This window comes from Halomonas sp. 113 (genome assembly GCF_904067645.1).
Classification (GTDB): domain Bacteria; phylum Pseudomonadota; class Gammaproteobacteria; order Pseudomonadales; family Halomonadaceae; genus Vreelandella; species Vreelandella titanicae.
Window position 1 is genome coordinate 4505443 of record NZ_LR881453.1, and the last position, 18494, is coordinate 4523936.

Genomic DNA, 18494 nt, shown 5'->3' on the forward strand with positions numbered 1-18494 from the left:
ACTATGCAAGGTGAATCACTGATCGTACGCGATCTTGATATCTGTGCGACCCCGCCTGGTGAGGATGAGCGCACTATCGTCAGCCAGATCAATTTCGCGCTTAAGCCTGGCGAAGTGATGGCATTAATCGGTGAGTCCGGTTCGGGCAAGACCACCATTGCGCTGGCCATGATGGGGTATGCCAGGCGCGGATGCAGGATTGCCGGTGGCAGCGTGCAGTTGGGAGAGACCGACATACTTTCGCTTTCAGCCGTGGAAACCCGTGCACTGCGCGGCCACCGGGTGACCTACATTGCCCAAAGCGCCGCAGCAGCGTTCAATCCCTCACGCCGCCTGATGGATCAGGTCATCGAAGGCGCGCTTATCCATGGCGTGATGGATCGCCAGCAAGCGCAGCAGAAAGCCATTCAGCTGTTTGGCGAGCTGGCCCTGCCCGACCCAGAACATATCGGCGACCGATATCCCCACCAGGTCTCCGGGGGCCAGCTACAGCGCCTTATGGCCGCCATGGCCCTGATTACCGATCCCGCCCTGGTGATTTTGGATGAGCCGACCACGGCACTGGATGTGACCACCCAGGTCGATGTGCTGCGGGCCTTCAAGCGCGTTATGCGCGAGCGGGGTACCACGGCGCTGTACGTCTCTCACGACCTCGCCGTGGTGGCACAGATTGCCGATCACGTGCTGGTGCTACAGGCCGGGGAGGAGCAGGAGCAAGGGCCCATTGGGCAAATCCTGGACAATCCAGGCCATGCCTACACGCGTAGCTTATTGGCGGCGGCGCGACCGGAGACCCGCGTGCCCACTGGCCTTCCGACAAGCGACGACGAACTGTTGCGTATCGATGATCTGCAAGTGGGCTACGGGCGCTGTGATCGCAATGGGCTGCCGAAAAATGTCGTGCTGGATCATATCCAACTGCGCATTGATCGCGGTCAGGCGTTAGGCGTGATTGGTGAATCCGGGTCCGGCAAATCAACGCTTGCCCGGGCAGTCGCTGGGTTGGTGGCCCCGTCACGGGGGGAGGTTCAGTTCAATTGCCGTGAGCTACCGCCGACGCTGCGTGGCCGCACACCCGACCAGTTTCGGCGTATCCAGATCGTCTTCCAGAGCGCCGACAATGCGCTCAACCCCGCCCACTCGGTCAGGCGGCTGCTCAACCGGCCGCTGGAAACCTACTTCAATATGAGCCGCGAGGCACGCAAGCGTCGGGTTGAAGAGTTAATGGATCTCGTCAAACTGCCGCGCACACTGCTCGACCGCAAGCCCAGCGAGCTTTCTGGTGGTCAAAAACAGCGCGTCAATCTTGCCCGAGCGCTCGCGGCGGAACCCGACCTGATTCTTTGCGATGAAGTGACATCGGCGTTAGATACCGTCGTCGGCGCTGCCATTCTTGAATTGTTGGCAGAGCTGCGCCGAGAGCTTGGCGTTACCTACTTATTTATCAGCCACGATATATCGACGGTACGTTCACTGTGTGACGACGTCATGGTGCTTTACCAGGGTGAATGTGTGGAATTCGGCCCCTGCAGCAGGGTGCTCAATCAGCCACAGCATGATTACACGCGCAAGCTGATCGGCTCAGTGCCTGAGTTACAGCCCGGCTGGCTGGAAGATTGCCAATGGTCAAGCCACACGCAAGCGTCAACCGCGCCAGCTTAAGATAAGGGTGTTGAATGGCGCCAATCGATTAAAAACCAGCCTATTTATATGACAAGGAAAAAACATGTCGTCTCTACCCCTCAATAACCGTGAACTGCTACGCGAGCAGGCCTTTATCAACGCGCAATGGTGTGATGCCGATAGCGCTGACACGCTGATCGTCACTAACCCCGCCACCGGCAAAGCGCTAGCCAACGTGCCCAGCATGGGCGCCAGCGAAACCCGGCGTGCAATCGAGGCCGCCGAAGCGGCTTGGCCAGCGTGGCGTGCCCGCCCTGCGGCAGAGCGTGCTGCACTGCTGGAGCGCTGGCATGCCTTGATACTGGCAAACAGCGACGACCTGGCGGTATTGATGACCCTTGAACAGGGGAAGCCGCTGGCCGAATCACAAGGGGAGGTTAAGTATGGCGCAAGTTTTATCAAGTGGTTTGCGGAAGAAGCACGCCGCGCCTATGGCGAGACCATCCCCTCCCCCAGCGCGGATCGACGCATTGTGATCCTTAAACAGCCGGTGGGTGTGTGCGGTGCGATAACCCCCTGGAACTTTCCCATAGCGATGATTACCCGCAAGTGCGCGCCAGCGTTAGCGGCTGGTTGCCCGATCGTTATCAAGCCTTCAGAACTCACCCCGCTGTCGGCGCTCGCTTTGGCGGTACTCTCAGAACGGGCAGGCTTTCCCCCAGGTGTCATCAATATTGTCACCGGTCTGCCCGAAGGGATTGGCGGTGAACTGACCTCCAACCCAACCGTACGCAAGCTTTCCTTCACCGGTTCTACGCGGGTGGGTAGCCTGCTAATGCGTCAGAGCGCTGACGATATTAAGCGCCTTAGCCTGGAACTGGGCGGCAACGCCCCACTAATCATTTTTGACGATGCCGATCTGGAGCTAGCGGTGGCCGGGGCCATGGCGAGCAAATTCCGCAATGCGGGCCAGACCTGCGTCTGCGCTAACCGCATTCTGGTTCAGTCCGGTATTCATGACCGCTTTGTCGCCCGACTAGCGACCGAAATCGAAGCATTGCGCTGTGGCGACGGGATGGAGGAAGGCACCACTATCGGCCCACTTATCAACGACCAAGCGGTGAGCAAAGTCGCTCGCCATATCGATGACGCCTTATCCCATGGCGCTGAACTGATGCTTGGCGATGTACCCAGTGGCCATGATCGCTTTGTGGCGCCGGTACTTATTAAAAAAGTCACCGAAGCCATGCTGATCACACAGGAGGAAACCTTTGGCCCTGTGGCACCCATTATGCAGTTTGAGCAAGAAGAAGAAGCCCTACGCATTGCCAATGCAACGCCGTACGGGCTAGCTGCCTACTTTTTTACCGAGAGCGTGCGCCGGGCCTGGCGGGTCGGCGAAGCACTGGAGTTCGGTATGGTCGGCCTCAACACCGGTTCCATTTCAATGGAAGTCGCCCCGTTTGGTGGAATGAAACAGTCGGGGTTAGGCCGTGAAGGCGCACACCAAGGCCTTGATGAGTATCTGGAAGAGAAAGCGTTTCATATGGGTGGGCTGGACTAGCTCTAGGAAGGCTAATGAGGTGCCCGCGCTATGGCGGTCACCTCTTCTAGAAGAATATATAGATACCCATAAGTCACTCGTGGTCAGGTCGCATGCAAACGTTATTAATAGCTGAGCTTATACCTGATTACAAAATCAAGAGACACTTTAAATGAAGACACTTTTACTTAAAAAGGAAGAAGTCAGCAAATTAATATGTATGAAGGAAACCATAGATGCTGTACGGGAGGCATACGAAGCATTCAGCAGCAGGGAGGTGGTACAACCTGACTATATTGGGATACATCTGCCTTCTCCTCGCGGAGAAATCGATTTTAAACTTGGCTACTATAAAGCTAATGAAATTATATCGATGAAATCCTCTTCAGGAGGTTTTGTTGATAACCCGGCAGCACACGGCCTACCTAGCGGTATGGGAACCATACTCCTATTCGATGCGATGAGTTGCGCGTTGATCTGTGTTATGGATGGAAGTTTGATCACCGGACTTAGAACTGGAGCCGCGGGGGCTGTTTCGGTAAAAGTGCTAGCAAGAAAGAACTCAAAAAAAATCACGACGATTGGCACCGGCAACCAAGCAAGGATGCAAATTCGAGCAATCAATGAAGTGATGAAGATTGAAGAAATCCATGCCTGGAGCAGAACTCCGGAGACGCTTGCCAGCTATAAGGAAGATATCGAAAGTGAGTTCGGTATTCCTGTGATCTTAGCAAATTCAAAAAAAGAGGCCGTTGAGCAGGCTGACATATTAGTTACTACAACCCGTGGAAAAGGTCCACTGGTCGATGCAGACTGGATCAAGCCCGGCACACACATTGTTGCCATTGGTACAGACCAGCAAGGTAAACAAGAACTGGACCCAGAGATATTCAGAAATGCCAAAATAGTAAATGACTCCATAGAGCAGTGCGTTGAAAAAGGAGAAACATGGCACCCTTTAAGTAAAAACATCATTACCAAAGACTCTATCCATGGCGAAATTGGCGAAATAATTCTGAACAAAAAACCTGGAAGAGAAAATGATAAAGAAATCACAATTTTCGACTCTACAGGAATGGCCATACAAGACAACACCACTGCCATAAAAATTTATAACAATGCGATCAAAAGCAATACTGGGACTTTTTTCGAATTTTTTAACTAACATTATTCATGGAGACAAGCACTATGTATGACAGCCCTACAATTCAGGATATTCGTGAAGCCCAAGGACGACTAAAACCTTACATTAAACACACACCGTTATTACGCGGTGAGAAAATGGATGAAGCGCTTGGCTGTCAAATATATCTTAAGCCAGAAAACCTACAAGTTACCGGAGCCTTTAAAATCCGTGGGGCTTTAAACAAGTCACTATCTCTCCCAAAAGAAGATATCGCTAACGGCATAATTGCTACCTCTTCGGGCAATCATGCACAGGGACTTGCCTACGCGGCCAGATTGCTTGGTGTAAAAGCAATATTAGTGCTTCCAGTAACCACGCCAAAAATTAAAATTACCAATACAAAAGCGCTTGGGGCAGAAGTCATACTTTTCGATGGCGATACGGCTGCCCGATGGAAAAGAGTATATGAAATTTCCGAAGAAAAGAAATATGCAGTTGTTCACGCTTTTGAGGATCCGATGGTAATGGCGGGTCAGGGGACAATTGGATGTGAAATACTGGAAGATTTGGAAGATGTTGGTACGGTCATTATCCCTATGGGCGGTGGAGGCCTTATTTCAGGAATCGCCACTGCTATCAAAGAAATCAAACCATCGGTACGTGTAATAGGTGTAGAACCCGCCTTAACACCTAAATATTTTCAAAGCAGGATACAAAAAAAGCGTATATCGCTTCCTTTACAAAACACCATTGCGGATGGATTAAGAATAAGTGTACCTGGCCAGAACCCATACCCGATTATTGAAGAATATGTAGACGAAATCATTCTCGTAGAAGACGAGTATATTATTGCAGGCATGCGAACTCTTGCCAAAGACGCGAAATTGATAGTTGAACCAGCCGCTTCAATTGGTATTGGCGCTTTGTTGGCCGGCAGTATAAAAACCAAACCAGATGAAAAAGTCTGTGCTGTATTGACTGGCGGAAACTGGGATTTATGCGAACTTTCTAAGATATACAATTTTAATGATTAAGCGTTTAGGCCTTGTACGAAAAGTCGGCGAGCGATTATGTTGGGTGGTTAAGTCAGGATCTTGTGGTACTAACGTTCATAACAGCAGATCGCTCGCCGCAGTATACACGGCGAGCGAGTGGGGAAGTGCTATTTTGCGGTGCTAGTAGCCGCGCTGAGGATCCACCTGCCCGACCATCAGATGCCCTTGCTGGTGACGGCGCAAGTTATCGAGCAAAACAGGAAAAGCGGTTTCTGGCTGGGTCATAGCAGCGACATGGGGGGTTAACAAAATACGCTCGTCTTGCCAGAAAGGGTGATCGTCGGCGGGCGGTTCTTCACTCAACACATCCAATACCGCCGCACTTAAATGCCCATCATCGAGCGCTTGAGTCAGATCGTGGTCAACCAAGTGCTCGCCACGGCCAATATTGATCAAGGCCGCACCTTCAGGCAGGCGTGCAAAAAGATCTCTGTTGAGAATACCACGGGTGGCGTCGGTCAGCGGCAGCACGCAAATAAGAATGTCACTGGAAGAGAGAAACTCATCCAGCGCTGCCTCACCATGATAACAGGCAACCTCTTGCACCTGTCGCGACGAGCGCGCCCAGCCACTAACAGCGAAACCGTAGCCTGCCAAATGCGAGGCTATCGTACTGCCCAGTTGGCCTAAACCAAGGACTCCAATACGCCGCTGAGCTGCAGGCACTACCATATGCGCCTGCCACTTCCCCTTGCGCTGCTGACGCACATAGTCACCCATGCGGCGATGCAGCCACAGCGTGGCAAAGGTAGCGTACTCAATCATTCCACTCTCAATGGCAGGGTCGAGCATACGTACCAGCAGCACTTCCGGGGGCAGTGCGTCAAAATCAAACTGATCGACACCCGCAGAAGTGGCGAATAGCACCTCCAGGGACGGTAGGCAATCCATTAAGTTTTCTGGGGGCTGCCATGCTAACAAATATCTAATCTCGTTAGGATCACCAATATCAGGCCATTGGCGGAACTCAATATCAGGCGCGTGTTGGGCAAAAAGCGCTTTCCACCGAGCCCCACGCACCGGGTCAGATTTATACAGCAGTGCCATCGCATCGTGTCCTTAGTTAAAACTTCATCCTACGGTGGTTTGAGCGGCAGCGGATACCGTTTTGACGGTTATAAGGCAAAGCGTTGCGCCTAAATCCACGCTTAAGACGCAGATTACACTACCCTCCCCATAACAGTGAATCATGCTGCACAAGCTAGCAAATACGAAGGATTACGCGGTTACTGAGGCAAGGTCTGGCGTCACAGTTTTGACAACAAAGATAACCTATGAAACGTGTTGGCGTTCGCTCTTCACGTTGTGCAAGCAGCTCCAACACAACCCACAGCATGTATCGATAACAGTTAAGATTTTCATGGAGCCTGCAGATGACTAGCGATGCCAACTCTTCTCACTCAATGCTGCGCCAGCGCGAGCAATCTATTCCTCGCGGTGTAGTGAATGCTCATCCTATTGTGATTTCACATGCCCGCGGCAGCGAAGTCTTTGACGCCGATGGCCAACGCTATTTGGATTTCGTGGGAGGTATCGGCGTACTCAATGTAGGCCACAATCACCCTCGGGTGGTGGCGGCGGTTCAGGCCCAGGTTGAACGTATTTCCCACATGAGCTTCCAGGTGGCTGCCTACCCTGGCTATATAGAACTGGCTAGCCAACTAGCCCAGTTGGTCGGCGGTGACAACGCCTACCAAAGCGTGCTCTTTACCTCCGGTGCTGAAGCGGTGGAAAACGCCATCAAAATTGCCCGCTCCCACACCGGGCGCCCCAACGTGATTGCCTTTCGCGGAGGCTTTCACGGACGCACACTACTGGGCACCACGCTCACCGGCATGAGCCAGCCCTATCGACAAAATTTTGGCCCTTTTGCCCCCGCGATACACCACGTCAGCTACCCGGATCCACTGCGTGGAGTCAGCAGTGAGGATGTGCTTGCTGAACTGGAAACGCTGTTCGCCACTGAAGTTGTTCCCGACCAGGTCGCCGCTATCTTGATCGAACCGGTACAGGGTGATGGCGGCTTTCTGCCTGCGCCGGTCGAATTTATGCAGGCACTCCGTGCATTGACTGAACGCCACGGTATCGTACTCATCGCCGATGAAATTCAGACCGGCTTTGGGCGCACGGGTAAGATGTTTGGCTTTGAACATAGCAATATCCTCCCCGACTTAGTCACTGTCGCTAAAAGCCTAGGCGGCGGCTTGCCGATCTCAGGCGTGGTTGGGCGTACCGAGATGATGCAAGCTCCCGCGCCTGGTGGGCTTGGAGGAACTTATGGAGGCAGTGCGCTGAGCTGTGCAGCCGCACTGGCGGTGCTGAATATTTTTGCCGATGAGCAACTGCTTGAACGTGGTATAGCCATGGGGAAACGCCTGGAAACAGGACTGCGTCAGCTTCAAGCCAAGCACCCTTTAATTGCCGAGGTACGTGGGCAAGGCCCAATGCTCGCCATTGAGCTTATCAAAGGCCCACAGGCCATTCCTGAGGATGCCACGCTGGTGCAACAGGTCATCGATAACTGCCGTGGAGCAGGTTTGCTGGTGATTAAGTGCGGCGTTTACCGCAATGTCATTCGCTTCCTGGCACCGCTGAATACAAGCGACCAACAAACCGACGAAGCACTGGAAATTTTAGACAAAGCGTTATCCAGCGCCGCGCACTAGTTAATCGCAACAGCCAGGAGAGCAGGACGTCATGCAATTGACCGACTATACGACGCTATGCATGGATGCCCATGGTGTGCTGATTGATCGCGATAGAGACATTGTGCGGGGCCTATCACCACTGTTAGCGTTGATGCCTGCCCCGCCACCGCAGGAGCAGGTATTAGCAGACTATGTACAGGCACTGCATGAGCTAACGGATGAGCAGATGGGCGCCGTTTCAGCGCACTGCACTGTCTACCGAGCACTGGCCAACCGCTGGGGGCTAGAGGCGGATTGGCAGGAAGGGATTGAGTTCGCCAGTTCGTTAGGCTTTGGAACACTTTATGAAGATGCGCCTGGTGCTATTCACTATCTGCGCAAGTTCTATCAGCTCAGAGTGGTGACTTCCCTTAATGAGCAGGAGTTCTTGGCTTTTAATCAGCGTATTGGGCTTTCAGGCATTGAGCGGCTAACCACTGGTAGCTTTGTGGCCGCTCGCGCCAAGCTTCGGGAGATGGAGGCGAATAGACACGTCCTGCTTTTAACGGCTGGCCCCGCCTCGAATAATAGCCGAGGGGGGCACTGCCGCATCTCTCGCAATGCCAAAGCCGACCAGCCCTATAAGCAGTCATGTATCTCACTAAGCGATTTTATTTATCAGCATCAGCTTGCTCTACGCGGCGAATTGCTTTAGACAAAGGTATTAGTTCAAATCAACGGGGCGTTTTTTCCTGCCCCTCTAACAAATAAAGGACTTTGCATGGTGGCTAGCGTTCGCCTTGATCGTATCGATATCAATATTCTCGTTCAGCTTCAATCAGATGGCAGAATGACTAATGTTCATTTGGCCGATGCTGTCGGTCTATCGCCTAGTCCCTGCCTACAGCGAGTCACACGATTGGAAGCCGCTGGTTATATCACCTCGTTTCAAGCCCGACTCAATCTATCGAAAATGATGGAAAGCGTTACCGTCTTTACGGAGGTCACCCTGTCAGATCACCATCGAGAAGACTTTCTACGCTTTGAACAAAAAATTCGTCAGGTCGATGAAGTCATGGAGTGCCACCTTATCAGCGGCGGTTATGACTATTTACTGCGCTTTATAGCGCGCAGCATTGCCCATTACCAACGAGTGATGGAGGCACTTATTGAGGACGAAATCGGCATTGAAAAGTACTTCAGCTACATCGTTATCAAGACCCCAATCAATAAAGAGCAACTCCCGCTTCGTACCTTAATGGAGGGCTAGCCTTATAGCATTACCTTCACCCCTCACGAAACGCCTCCACCACGCGTTCGGCTAACACCTCGCTGGCATCACCACTGCCTGCACGCTTCACCAGCGCTACTTGATAATCCCCTAGCGGTGGCAGTGACTCGTTGTGGAGACGCTTGAGCGGTGGCCGAATCAAGCTTTTTGGAAAAGCCGTCACGGCCAGATCGGCCAGCATAGCCGCTTCCTGCCCGGCACAGTGGTCGCAGGAGTATGCGATTCGGTAATTAACCCCGGCATGATCAAGGGCGTTAAGCGCGATCCTACGCCACGCGCACCCCTGTTGGGCCAAGGTCACCGGCAGTGGCGTTCGCTGTACGGCAACACCATCCTCCCGGCCCGCCCATACTAACGGTTCGCTATGAACAATGTCGCCGCGCGGCGTCTGGCCAGGCTCTACGCTCATTACCAGCGCAAGATCGAGCTCTCCATCATCCAGCTGGGCGAGCAAATCTTTGCTGCGCCCCACCACGACATCGACCTGCACCGCCGGGTGCGAGCGGGCAAACTGGGCGAGTACCGTGGGTAAAATACGCCCTACCACGTCATCCGTTATCCCCAGCCCTACACGCCCCTCTATGGTAGGGGCTAAAAACTGGGTCACGGCTTCTGCATTGAGTTTCAGTAGCCGCCGCCCATAACCCAGCAGCACTTCCCCCTCAGCAGTCAGGCGTACGTGCCGCGCCTCGCGGACAAACAGCGTCTGGCCGAGGATCTCTTCCAGGCGTTTGATCTGCATACTCAGCGCGGAAGGGGTGCGAAATAGCTGCTGGGCGGCGCGGGTGAAGCTGCCGCTTTCGGCAATGGTCACAAAGGTGCGCAGCACCTCGCTATCCAGTAGCGGCAAGACGGCCCGGCTGGGAGCTATGCTAGAGAGTTGATTCATCACACCCACCTTTCAGAAAAACTTAACTCACAGTGTAGTTCTTTTCGTTTGATTGATCCAAGGTAAAGCGCCAAGCTGATAACCAGAGGTCGCGACCCTCCCACTTATTAATCACTGATCACAGCTGCCCAGTTAGCGCCCTGGCGCCATTGACTGTACAGCCGTTGTGAATAAAAGGAGGTGCGCGATGAAGTGTGAATGCCCAGCCCAACATGCCCATAACGCCTGGGAAAAAGCTCGCCAACTGGCGCCGCCGCCCAAGCCACCAGCACTGCATTTTTACATGCCTGCCATGCCGTCGATGAGGTTAATTCGTACGCTCGATATGGCCTGGTGGCGTTACCGGCGGCGTTGGCTTTTCCGCCGCCATATACTGCCGCTACTAGCCTACGATGACCACGTACTGTTGGATATTGGCCATTGTCGAGAAGATATTCTCTGGGCCAACCAGCTCCCATTGAAGGTCGATGCCATTCACGCGCTAGAAGCCCGGCAGAAAAAGCGGCAAGTTCAGCAGGCCTAGAATCAAAAAAGCTTCGAACCTATGAGAGGTTCGAAGCTTTTAATGAAGCCCTTAATAGCGTTTTAAGCATCTCATATAGTTACTAAGCTTTTTGCTCAACGCCTGCTTTTAAACTCCTATCGGCCCGCCATCACGTTTTTGAATAACAACGGTTGACGCCCGAGGGCGTACTTGGCCGCTGGCTGCAACAGTGGCGTCTTGCACTAGCTCACTACCATCCGCGGGCCAGTTACCCGGGTGCTGAATGTTAATAAACAGCGCGGTTTTATCCGGTGTGGCAAAAATACCCGTCACTTCGCAGCCGTTCGGCCCTACCGCAAAGCGCTTAAGCTGTTGCTGGTTGCTGCTGTTAATCACCGGGCCGGTGCCTTGAATATCGTCGAGCCCGTTAGGTACCACGGCAAGCAGTTGGTCGTTGGTGTACTCGGTTACTCCATCATAACCGTTATCGGTTTGGATCCAGAGGATACCCTGACCATCCTCTCGCTCGTCGAACCAGAGCCCATCGGGACTGGCGAACTGATTCATTTCTGTCAGGCCCGAGTGATTATCGGCATCGTCAGCGGCCGCGCCAAACACAAACACCTCCCAAGTAAAGGCGTTGGGCAACCGGCTTTCGCGCCAGCGAATAATATGCCCTGCTTCGTTATTGGCGCGAGGGTTGGCGGCATTGGTGGGCGCTAAATCGTAACCAACACCTACTTGTTCCAGATGCTCACCGTCATTAGTGTAAGTTGGGGTTGTCTCTTCAGCGGTACGCTGAGTGTTATTGGTTAGGGTGAGATACACCTCGCCGGAGGCAGGATCGACGGAAGCCCACTCAGGGCGGTCCATTGGCGTGGCACCCAATAAATCCGCTGCATCGCAGGTGTTGATGATGATACCTGCCGCATCGTCGTCGGCTAGCCCCAACGCCGCCGCCAGCGTGCGACCATCGCGCGTTTGAGCACTAGGCGTTAGCGGTAGCCACTCACCGCTGCCATCGGCATGGAAACGAGCCACATAGAGGGTGCCGTTATCCAAATATTTGTTGCCAATGGCAAGACGATCGTACTCTTCACCTGGACGGTTGGCATCGGCGGGATCCCAGGCAGCATCAGAAACATATTTATATACGTACTCGTTGCGGGAATCGTGCCCCGAGTAGTAAACCACTGGCTGACCGGCTTCCAGCTTGCCTAACCAACACCCTTCATGGCGGAAACGGCCAAGTGCCGTACGCTTAACCGCCAATGCATCACTATAGGGGTCGACCTCCACCTGGTAGCCGAACGTGCGTGCTTCGTTGCGATAATCATCTTCAGCACGCTCGCCGCGCGGGGTAATGTCGAAGCGAGCAAATTCGTCATTCTGTTCAGAGGCGTCTCCCGCCGAAGTATCCCAACCATAGCGGCTTTTATCGGTGGGAATACCAATCCGCGCGTCGTCCTGGAAGCGTTCGCCATGATTAACGAACACATTGGGCCAGTTCTCTTCACAGGCAATATAGGTGCCCCAGGGCGTTACCCCGTTACCACAGTTATTGTTGGTACCACGGGTTTGGGTACCCTCAGGCGAAAAGCGCGTTTTGACGTAGTCACTGCCCGCCACTGGCCCGGAAAGTTCCATCACCGTCGCACTGGTGAGGCGACGGTTATAACGCGAACCCGGCACATGCGCCCATTGGCCACTGGCGTTCTTTTCGACCTCAACAAGGGTGACACCGTGAGCGTTGATCTCAGTGCGCGACTCAGCTGCTGGCCGCTGGCCCTCATCCGCATTAGTGGGGCCTCCTTGGGGCGCCCATAGCGCTGCTTGGTCGATATACTCATTGTTGAGCGCCAGCACAAAACGGCGCGAGGCGTTGTCGGTATCCAGGGCAAAACCGGCCATGCCGTCATGGTGCATGCCCACACTCTCCGCCTGACGCTCAGCGGTCATCGGCTGCTCGGGCTGCCAGGTAACATTTTGGTTCAGCGGCGTGCCCCACGGCACCAAGACTTGGGCCACATAACCTTCCGGCACCACCACGGCATCGGTGCGTGATCCTTGAACCGCCTCAAACGCCAGTGTCAGGGGTGTTTTTTGGCTGCTGCTTGAGGCAAGCGCTTGAGCAGCGCCACCAAAACTAAGCATCGAGGCAGCCGCCATGCTCAAACCACCGCGCATCACATCACGCCGGGATACATGACGCGCCAATACTTCCGCGAAAGGTTGGTTGCCGCTGTGGTTAAACAGGCGATGATCTTCGATCTCTTTACTCATTTTAGTCTCCCCCTGATCGTTTGTAGGTCAACGATTGAACGTTACGAGACACTAAAGAAGCTTAATGACAGCACGATGACGGAGCGCCTGCATTTAGATGAAGAAAGGTCGAATGCTAGTCACTTTTACTCCCCAAACCCTATTGAGGGATGTCTGCAACTCTGCTAAATTAACGCTAATAGTTATCATTAACACAGGAGTTACTCTCTCATGCAGTTACCCGCTAAGGGCACTGGCCAGGGAGATACGTCGGCCTCGACGACCCGCGAGGTGGCCCACGAGGTGAATAGCAAAGAATTACTTGGCAACTCAGACCAGTTGGTTATCCACCATGAACAGCGCCGCTATGTGTTGCGCCGTACTAAAAGCGGCAAGTTAATTCTTAACGCCTAAAGCTCTTAATATTTCAGCCCCTGATTAATTTAAAGACTTATACAGCAAAGCCAGCCAGGTAGCCCATCGCACCCAGCCAGCGACCTCTTCCACTTATCCCTGTTGGAAATCTCTGGCTTATGAACCACACACGCGCTTTTGGTGGCCTCTTTTTAACGCTGCTTCCACTGTTAACCGCCCAAGCAGACGACGCCGAGCTTAACCCAGTGACGGTCACCGGCACCCGAGCGCCTACGGACCTTTCACGGGCACCGCTGATTATCGATATTATTGATCGCGATGATGCTGTGCTGGCCACCGCCAGCCGGGTTGAAGACGTACTTAGCCGCCAACCCGGCCTACATGTGGCTGGCCAAGGGCGCCGAAATGGCCAAACCTTAGGTATGCGCGGCTTTGGCAGCAAAGGGGTGCTGGTACGTTTGGATGGCGTTCGTCAGGATATCTCCACCGGCCACATCGGTAACTTCTTTCTCGACCCTGGCCTGATTCAAGAAGTACAGATAGCACGCGGTGCGCTCTCCAGCTTGTACGGCAGTAATGCCATGGGCGGTGTCGTCAGCTTCACCAGTGTGAATGCCAACGACCTGCTTGCCCCCGGCGAAGATAGCGGCGTACGCCTTTCCGTAGGCGGTGCGACGGCCAGCAACGAAATGCGGGGGAGCCTGACTGGCTTCGGCCGCCGCAATACCGCCAACGGCCTGGTGGATGGCCTGTTTTCAATCGGCCGCAGTGAATCCGGCGATATTCGCCGCGCCGGGGGCGATGAAGCCGAAGAGGATGCAACGCTCAATAGTCTGCTGCTAAAAGGCGGTTGGGAGCCAAACGACGACCAGCGGGTATTTATCAGCTGGCAGCACTACGACGAACGCGCCACCCAGCCCGCCAACCCACAACAGCTTTCAACCGATGCCAGCAATCCGCTGCGCGACCGCGATGTGGAAAGCAACAACGTCCAGTTGGGCCACCGCTGGCAGCCCAGCGCTGCCACCGAAGTCACTTCGCAGCTTACCTTTAGCCAGCAGGATATCGACGAGCCCGAGGCCAACCGCACCCTAGAGCGCGTCGGGCTTCAGAGCGACGGCTTCCACACTATGGATCACGGCTGGCTCTCGCAAACGCTGGTGTTCGGTGCCGAACTGGAGCAGGCCCGCCAACGGCCAAGTGGCGATGCCAATGGCTTTCCTAAAGCCGATATCGATACCCAGTCAGCCTATCTCGACACTACTCTTACCGCTGGGCGCTATTTAGCCGATGGCGGCGCCGGGCAGTTTGATATTGGCCTGGGAGCCCGCTACGACCGTTACGACGCCAGCGGCCAAAATGAATCCGATAGCGTCCACGACCAAGTGTCACCGCGCTTTCGTCTTGCCTGGCGGCCCGATGACGCCTTGATGCTGTTTTCGGGCTACGCTGAGGCCTTCCGCGCTCCTAGCCTATCCGAGCTTTACGCCAACGAGCGCCACTTTGCCGGTTTCTGCGCCGGGCCAGCCTTCTGCACACCGGACAATTACTGGATTCCCAACCCTAGTCTCTCGCCTGAATCCAGCCACACCTGGGAAAGCGGCGTGGTCTGGCATCAGGGCGACTGGCAGGTTCGTGCCAGCTACTTCGACACCCGCGCCGACGATTTTATCGACACCCACGTCGACATCATGGCGGGCACCACCCAGGCAGTGAACGTTCAGCGCGCCCAGCTATGGGGCTATGACGCCCGGGTGACCTGGCAGCCCAGCACTTTCCCGCTACTCACAAGCTTTGTGGGCCTTTCGGAAGTCTCCGGTAAAGACCGCGATTCTGGCGAGCCCCTAGGCAGTCAAACACCGTTGGAAGCCACCCTGGGAAGCGAGGTGGTTCTGTATAACAGCGATATCCGCCTGGGCTGGCAAGCGCGTTTTGCCCAATCTTTCGATAAGCAGGGCGATGACGAGCGCCTGCCCGGCTATGGGTTGCACGATGTGCATCTCGCTTGGCAAATCACCCCGGCCGTGGATACCTCGCTGCGCCTTGCCAATATTGGCGACAAGGTGTGGTACCGCCCCGACGGCAGCCTGGGCGATGGGCGCAGCCTGTTCGCCACCCTCAACTGGCAGTGGTAAATCCACGCAGTCAACCCGATAGAGGTGCGTCATGATTACATCCCAACAGATCGCGATTATCGAAGCCTTTGACGCGGCGCGCGCCGCGCAGCCGCGGCTACCTGCGATTGAGATTGCCGAACGCTTATCGATCAGTGAAGGCGAGCTGCAGGCCGCTCGTTTAGGGCGCGACGTATGGACGCTGCCGCTCTCGCCCAGCGATATCGCCGCCTACCTGCCCCAACTGGGGCGGGTTAAAGCGTTGACCCGTTCCCGGCTGGCCGTGCTAGAGCAAACCGGCGACTACCCTGAACTTAGCGGCGGGCCACAAACAGGCCTGTTACTCGACCCAGGTGGCCTGGATCTACGCTTGCTCTATACGAGCTGGCACTGGGCCTGCCTGATTCGTGATTCTATGCCTGCCACCAGTACTCAAGAGGCGCAGTGGCGCTGGAGCCTGCAGATATTCAATCAACATGGCTGCGCCGTTCACAAATGCTTTGCCCTGGAGAACCCACTGCCGCGTCCCTGGGGTGCCTTAGCGGCCTTGGGCACTCGGGATACGCCAGCGTTTACCCAGAGCATGCCTCGCTTGAAGCGCCCACTGCCCGAAGCGCCGACCCTCGCTAGCGAGTGGGGCGCGATGCGCGATGTGCACCAGTTCTTTGCCCTCCTCCAGCGCCATCATCTGGAGCGTATTGAGGCCAACCAGTTAATGGAGGGACGCTATACCCAAACGCTGCCCGTCAATGCCCTGGAAACAGTGCTTCAGCACGCCAGCCTTCGCGCGCTGCCGTTGATGCTGTTTGTCGCTAGCCCCGGCTGCGTGCAGATCCACACCGGCACATTGCCCACCCCTCAACGCGCCCACGGCTGGCTGAATCTATTTGGCGAGCAGTTCACCCTGCACCTTGATGACACTGCGATTGACCAAGTATGGCAAGTCAGCAAGCCCAACCGCGACGGCGGCGTGACCAGCATTGAAGCCTTCGATGCCGAAGGCTCGCTAGTGCTGCAACTTTACGCAGAGCGTCAGGAGGGCCGTGTGGAGCGTCGCGAGTGGAGGCAGTTACTAAGTGAGCTCGGCAACCAAGAGGCGGTGGCATGACCCTCAACCATGTAAAGACACGCTTGTTGGGGATCGTCGTACTGGGATGGCTACTGGCTGGAACACCTCTGGCCCATGCTGACGAGCGCTGGGTGGTGCTGGGCGGCGATATCGCCGAAACCCTGGCCGCCTTGGATGCCGATATCAACGTTATCGCTCGGGATGACACTGTAGTGCATCCACCCGCCATGGCGGAGCTGCCCTCGGTGGGTTACCTGCGCCAGCTCTCCGCTGAAAGCGTCCTATCGGTTAAACCTGACCAGGTGTTAGCCGCCGGGCACGCAGGCCCCAAGGAAGTGCTGGAGCAGCTAGCGGCTGTCGGTGTCAGCGTAGAGATTATCAACGCCCCACCCACCCTCAATGCCATCGCCGATAAAGTCCACGCCGTCGGCCGATTAACTGACCGTCGCGACGCGGCAGAGGCCTTAGCAGACGCCTTGAACGAGAAACTTGACCGGCTAGCCAACCTGCCCGCCCTACCGACGACCCGCGCTATGTTTATCATGCAGCATAGCGGCTTAACCCCCCGTGCGGCGGGCAGCGACACGGCAGCGCATAGCACGCTCGAAGCGGTGGGCCTGGCAAATGCCTTCGCCGAGATGCAGGGCTACCACAGCGTGGGTGCCGAAGCCCTGGCCCGGCAAGCGCCGGAGGTTGTGATTGTCTCCGAGCGGGGCCTGGCGGCAATGGGTGGCGAAGCCGCTCTATGGCAGTTACCCGGTATGGCGTTAACCCCCGCAGGCCGAGAGCAGCAGTTGATTGTCATTGATGACCAAGCGCTGCTTGGCTTTGGCCCGCGCACGCCCGATCAGCTACTCACCCTGCGCCAGGACGTTGAAGCGCTATTGGGCGCACCGACTAGCGCCCAGGCTAATTCTGTCCAAAACAGTTCCGTTCAAAACAGTACTGCTCAAAACAGCACTGCCCAGCTAAGCCCATGATAGCCATTCTTAACACTTACCGTTTCCGGGTGCGGCTGCCGGTTAGCCGCACTACCCGCGTTCTCGTCGGATTAACCGCTGCGTTGCTACTGGCTTTAGGCTGGGCGGCCTCCTCTGGCGCACTGGGCATCTCCCCTTGGGGAGTACTCCGCGGCCAAGCCGATCCACTCAGCGTGCAGGTGTGGTGGCAGCTGCGCCTGCCGCGCTTACTGCTGGGCGTGGCCGTGGGAGCGATGCTTGCCGGTAGCGGCGCCGCCATGCAGGGGCTGTTTCGTAACCCGCTGGCCGACCCGACCCTGCTCGGCCTTGCCAGTGGTGCTGGGCTTTTCGTAGCAGTGTGGATTGTGCTCTTTCAAGACAGCAGCGCAGGCAGCCTTTACGGTCAGTTTGCGGCAGGCTTTTTAGGCGCCTTATGCGTCTGTTTGATTGTCTTTGGCATCGCCAAGCGTCAGGGCGGCGGCAGTGCCGCTGTGATGACCCTGCTACTAGCTGGTTTGGCCATCAACACTCTCGCCGGGGCTAGCGGTGGGGTTTTAGCCTTTATCGCCAGCGATGAGCAGCTTCGCCAGCTTAGTTTATGGGGCATGGGCACACTGACTAACGCCCTGTGGCGCACCACGGCGCTAGCCCTGATACTGATTGCCGCTGCTCTGTGGCTGTTAATGCGCAGCGCACGTGAACTCGACCTGCTCCAGCTGGGCGAAGCTACCGCGCATGCGGCGGGGCTGGATGCAAGCCGCTTAAAACGCCGGGTGGTGGTCGCGACCTCGCTGGGCGTAGGTTTGTGTGTAGCGCTCACCGGAGTAATTGGCTTTTTGGGCCTGCTGGTACCCCACTGCCTACGGCTTTGGTTAGGGCCTGGCCATCGGCTGCTGCTGCACGCCTCAATGCTCGGTGGCGCGCTGCTTCTAGTCGTGGCTGATACGCTAGCCCGCACCGTTGCTGCCCCGGCGGAGATACCCGTGGGACTGCTTACCAGCCTGCTGGGCGGCCCCTACTTCCTGTACCTACTGATGCGCAGAAACCGAGCATGCTAACGCTCCATCAGGCTGGTTT

16 protein-coding genes are annotated in these 18494 nt (G+C 55.7%); 13 read left to right on the plus strand and 3 right to left on the minus strand.

From position 1 onward, the window contains the following. Window positions 1–3 precede the first annotated feature (3 nt). From YERSI8AC_RS21115 to YERSI8AC_RS21130, 4 genes are all read left to right on the plus strand, one after another. Window positions 4–1662 (plus strand): ABC transporter ATP-binding protein, encoded by a 1659-nt coding sequence (locus YERSI8AC_RS21115; RefSeq protein ID WP_159177499.1) that lies wholly within the window; start codon window positions 4–6, stop codon window positions 1660–1662. Window positions 1663–1726: 64 nt separating this feature from the next. Further along, the gene (locus YERSI8AC_RS21120; protein WP_159177500.1) at window positions 1727–3187 is read left to right on the plus strand and encodes an NAD-dependent succinate-semialdehyde dehydrogenase; all 1461 of its coding nucleotides are present in this window, start codon (window positions 1727–1729) and stop codon (window positions 3185–3187) included. A gap of 151 nt (window positions 3188–3338) precedes the next feature. After that, window positions 3339–4331: an ornithine cyclodeaminase family protein gene (locus tag YERSI8AC_RS21125; protein ID WP_159177501.1), complete on the plus strand. Its 993-nt coding sequence runs from the start codon at window positions 3339–3341 to the stop codon at window positions 4329–4331. 23 nt (window positions 4332–4354) lie between these two features. After that, window positions 4355–5326, plus strand: a complete 972-nt coding sequence (locus tag YERSI8AC_RS21130; RefSeq protein ID WP_159177502.1) for a threonine/serine dehydratase — start codon at window positions 4355–4357, stop codon at window positions 5324–5326. Window positions 5327–5467: 141 nt separating this feature from the next. Here the strand turns inward: YERSI8AC_RS21130 and YERSI8AC_RS21135 are convergent, their stop codons facing one another. Continuing rightward, window positions 5468–6394: a 2-hydroxyacid dehydrogenase gene (locus YERSI8AC_RS21135; protein ID WP_159177503.1), complete on the minus strand. Its 927-nt coding sequence runs from the start codon at window positions 6392–6394 to the stop codon at window positions 5468–5470. A gap of 326 nt (window positions 6395–6720) precedes the next feature. On the opposite strand from YERSI8AC_RS21135, the gene gabT reads away from it, so the two are divergent. From gabT to YERSI8AC_RS21150, 3 genes are all read left to right on the plus strand, one after another. Continuing rightward, window positions 6721–8013 (plus strand): 4-aminobutyrate--2-oxoglutarate transaminase, encoded by a 1293-nt coding sequence (gene gabT, locus YERSI8AC_RS21140; RefSeq protein ID WP_159177504.1) that lies wholly within the window; start codon window positions 6721–6723, stop codon window positions 8011–8013. Window positions 8014–8044: 31 nt separating this feature from the next. After that, window positions 8045–8689 (plus strand): hypothetical protein, encoded by a 645-nt coding sequence (locus YERSI8AC_RS21145; protein ID WP_159177505.1) that lies wholly within the window; start codon window positions 8045–8047, stop codon window positions 8687–8689. 66 nt (window positions 8690–8755) lie between these two features. Beyond that, window positions 8756–9244 carry an Lrp/AsnC family transcriptional regulator gene (locus tag YERSI8AC_RS21150; RefSeq protein WP_159177506.1) on the plus strand — a complete coding sequence of 163 codons (489 nt, stop codon included), beginning with the start codon at window positions 8756–8758 and terminating at the stop codon, window positions 9242–9244. 16 nt (window positions 9245–9260) lie between these two features. Here the strand turns inward: YERSI8AC_RS21150 and YERSI8AC_RS21155 are convergent, their stop codons facing one another. Next, the gene (locus YERSI8AC_RS21155) at window positions 9261–10154 is read right to left on the minus strand and encodes a LysR substrate-binding domain-containing protein (RefSeq protein ID WP_138799250.1); all 894 of its coding nucleotides are present in this window, start codon (window positions 10152–10154) and stop codon (window positions 9261–9263) included. Window positions 10155–10341: 187 nt separating this feature from the next. On the opposite strand from YERSI8AC_RS21155, the gene YERSI8AC_RS21160 reads away from it, so the two are divergent. Next, window positions 10342–10677 (plus strand): hypothetical protein, encoded by a 336-nt coding sequence (locus YERSI8AC_RS21160; RefSeq protein WP_041158748.1) that lies wholly within the window; start codon window positions 10342–10344, stop codon window positions 10675–10677. A gap of 108 nt (window positions 10678–10785) precedes the next feature. Here YERSI8AC_RS21160 and YERSI8AC_RS21165 read toward each other — a convergent pair whose 3' ends face one another. Continuing rightward, window positions 10786–12921 (minus strand): PhoX family protein, encoded by a 2136-nt coding sequence (locus YERSI8AC_RS21165; RefSeq protein ID WP_159177507.1) that lies wholly within the window; start codon window positions 12919–12921, stop codon window positions 10786–10788. A gap of 210 nt (window positions 12922–13131) precedes the next feature. Here YERSI8AC_RS21165 and hemP point away from each other — a divergent pair, with 210 nt between their 5' ends. The 5 genes from hemP (at window position 13132) to YERSI8AC_RS21190 (ending at window position 18475) form a co-directional block, all read left to right on the plus strand. After that, window positions 13132–13314, plus strand: coding sequence for a hemin uptake protein HemP (gene hemP, locus YERSI8AC_RS21170; RefSeq protein ID WP_141440563.1), 183 nt, complete (start codon window positions 13132–13134; stop codon window positions 13312–13314). A 119-nt stretch (window positions 13315–13433) separates the two neighbouring features. After that, window positions 13434–15410, plus strand: a complete 1977-nt coding sequence (locus YERSI8AC_RS21175; protein WP_159177508.1) for a TonB-dependent receptor domain-containing protein — start codon at window positions 13434–13436, stop codon at window positions 15408–15410. Between the two features lie 31 nt (window positions 15411–15441). Then, window positions 15442–16497 (plus strand): ChuX/HutX family heme-like substrate-binding protein, encoded by a 1056-nt coding sequence (locus tag YERSI8AC_RS21180; RefSeq protein WP_159177509.1) that lies wholly within the window; start codon window positions 15442–15444, stop codon window positions 16495–16497. After that, on the plus strand, window positions 16494–17438 hold the full coding sequence (locus tag YERSI8AC_RS21185) for a heme/hemin ABC transporter substrate-binding protein (protein WP_159177510.1): 945 nt from the start codon (window positions 16494–16496) through the stop codon (window positions 17436–17438). Before YERSI8AC_RS21180 ends, YERSI8AC_RS21185 begins: the two co-directional genes overlap by 4 nt. After that, on the plus strand, window positions 17435–18475 hold the full coding sequence (locus YERSI8AC_RS21190; RefSeq protein ID WP_159177511.1) for a FecCD family ABC transporter permease: 1041 nt from the start codon (window positions 17435–17437) through the stop codon (window positions 18473–18475). The genes YERSI8AC_RS21185 and YERSI8AC_RS21190 overlap by 4 nt, the downstream gene beginning before the upstream one ends. The last annotated feature ends 19 nt before the right edge of the window (window positions 18476–18494 follow it).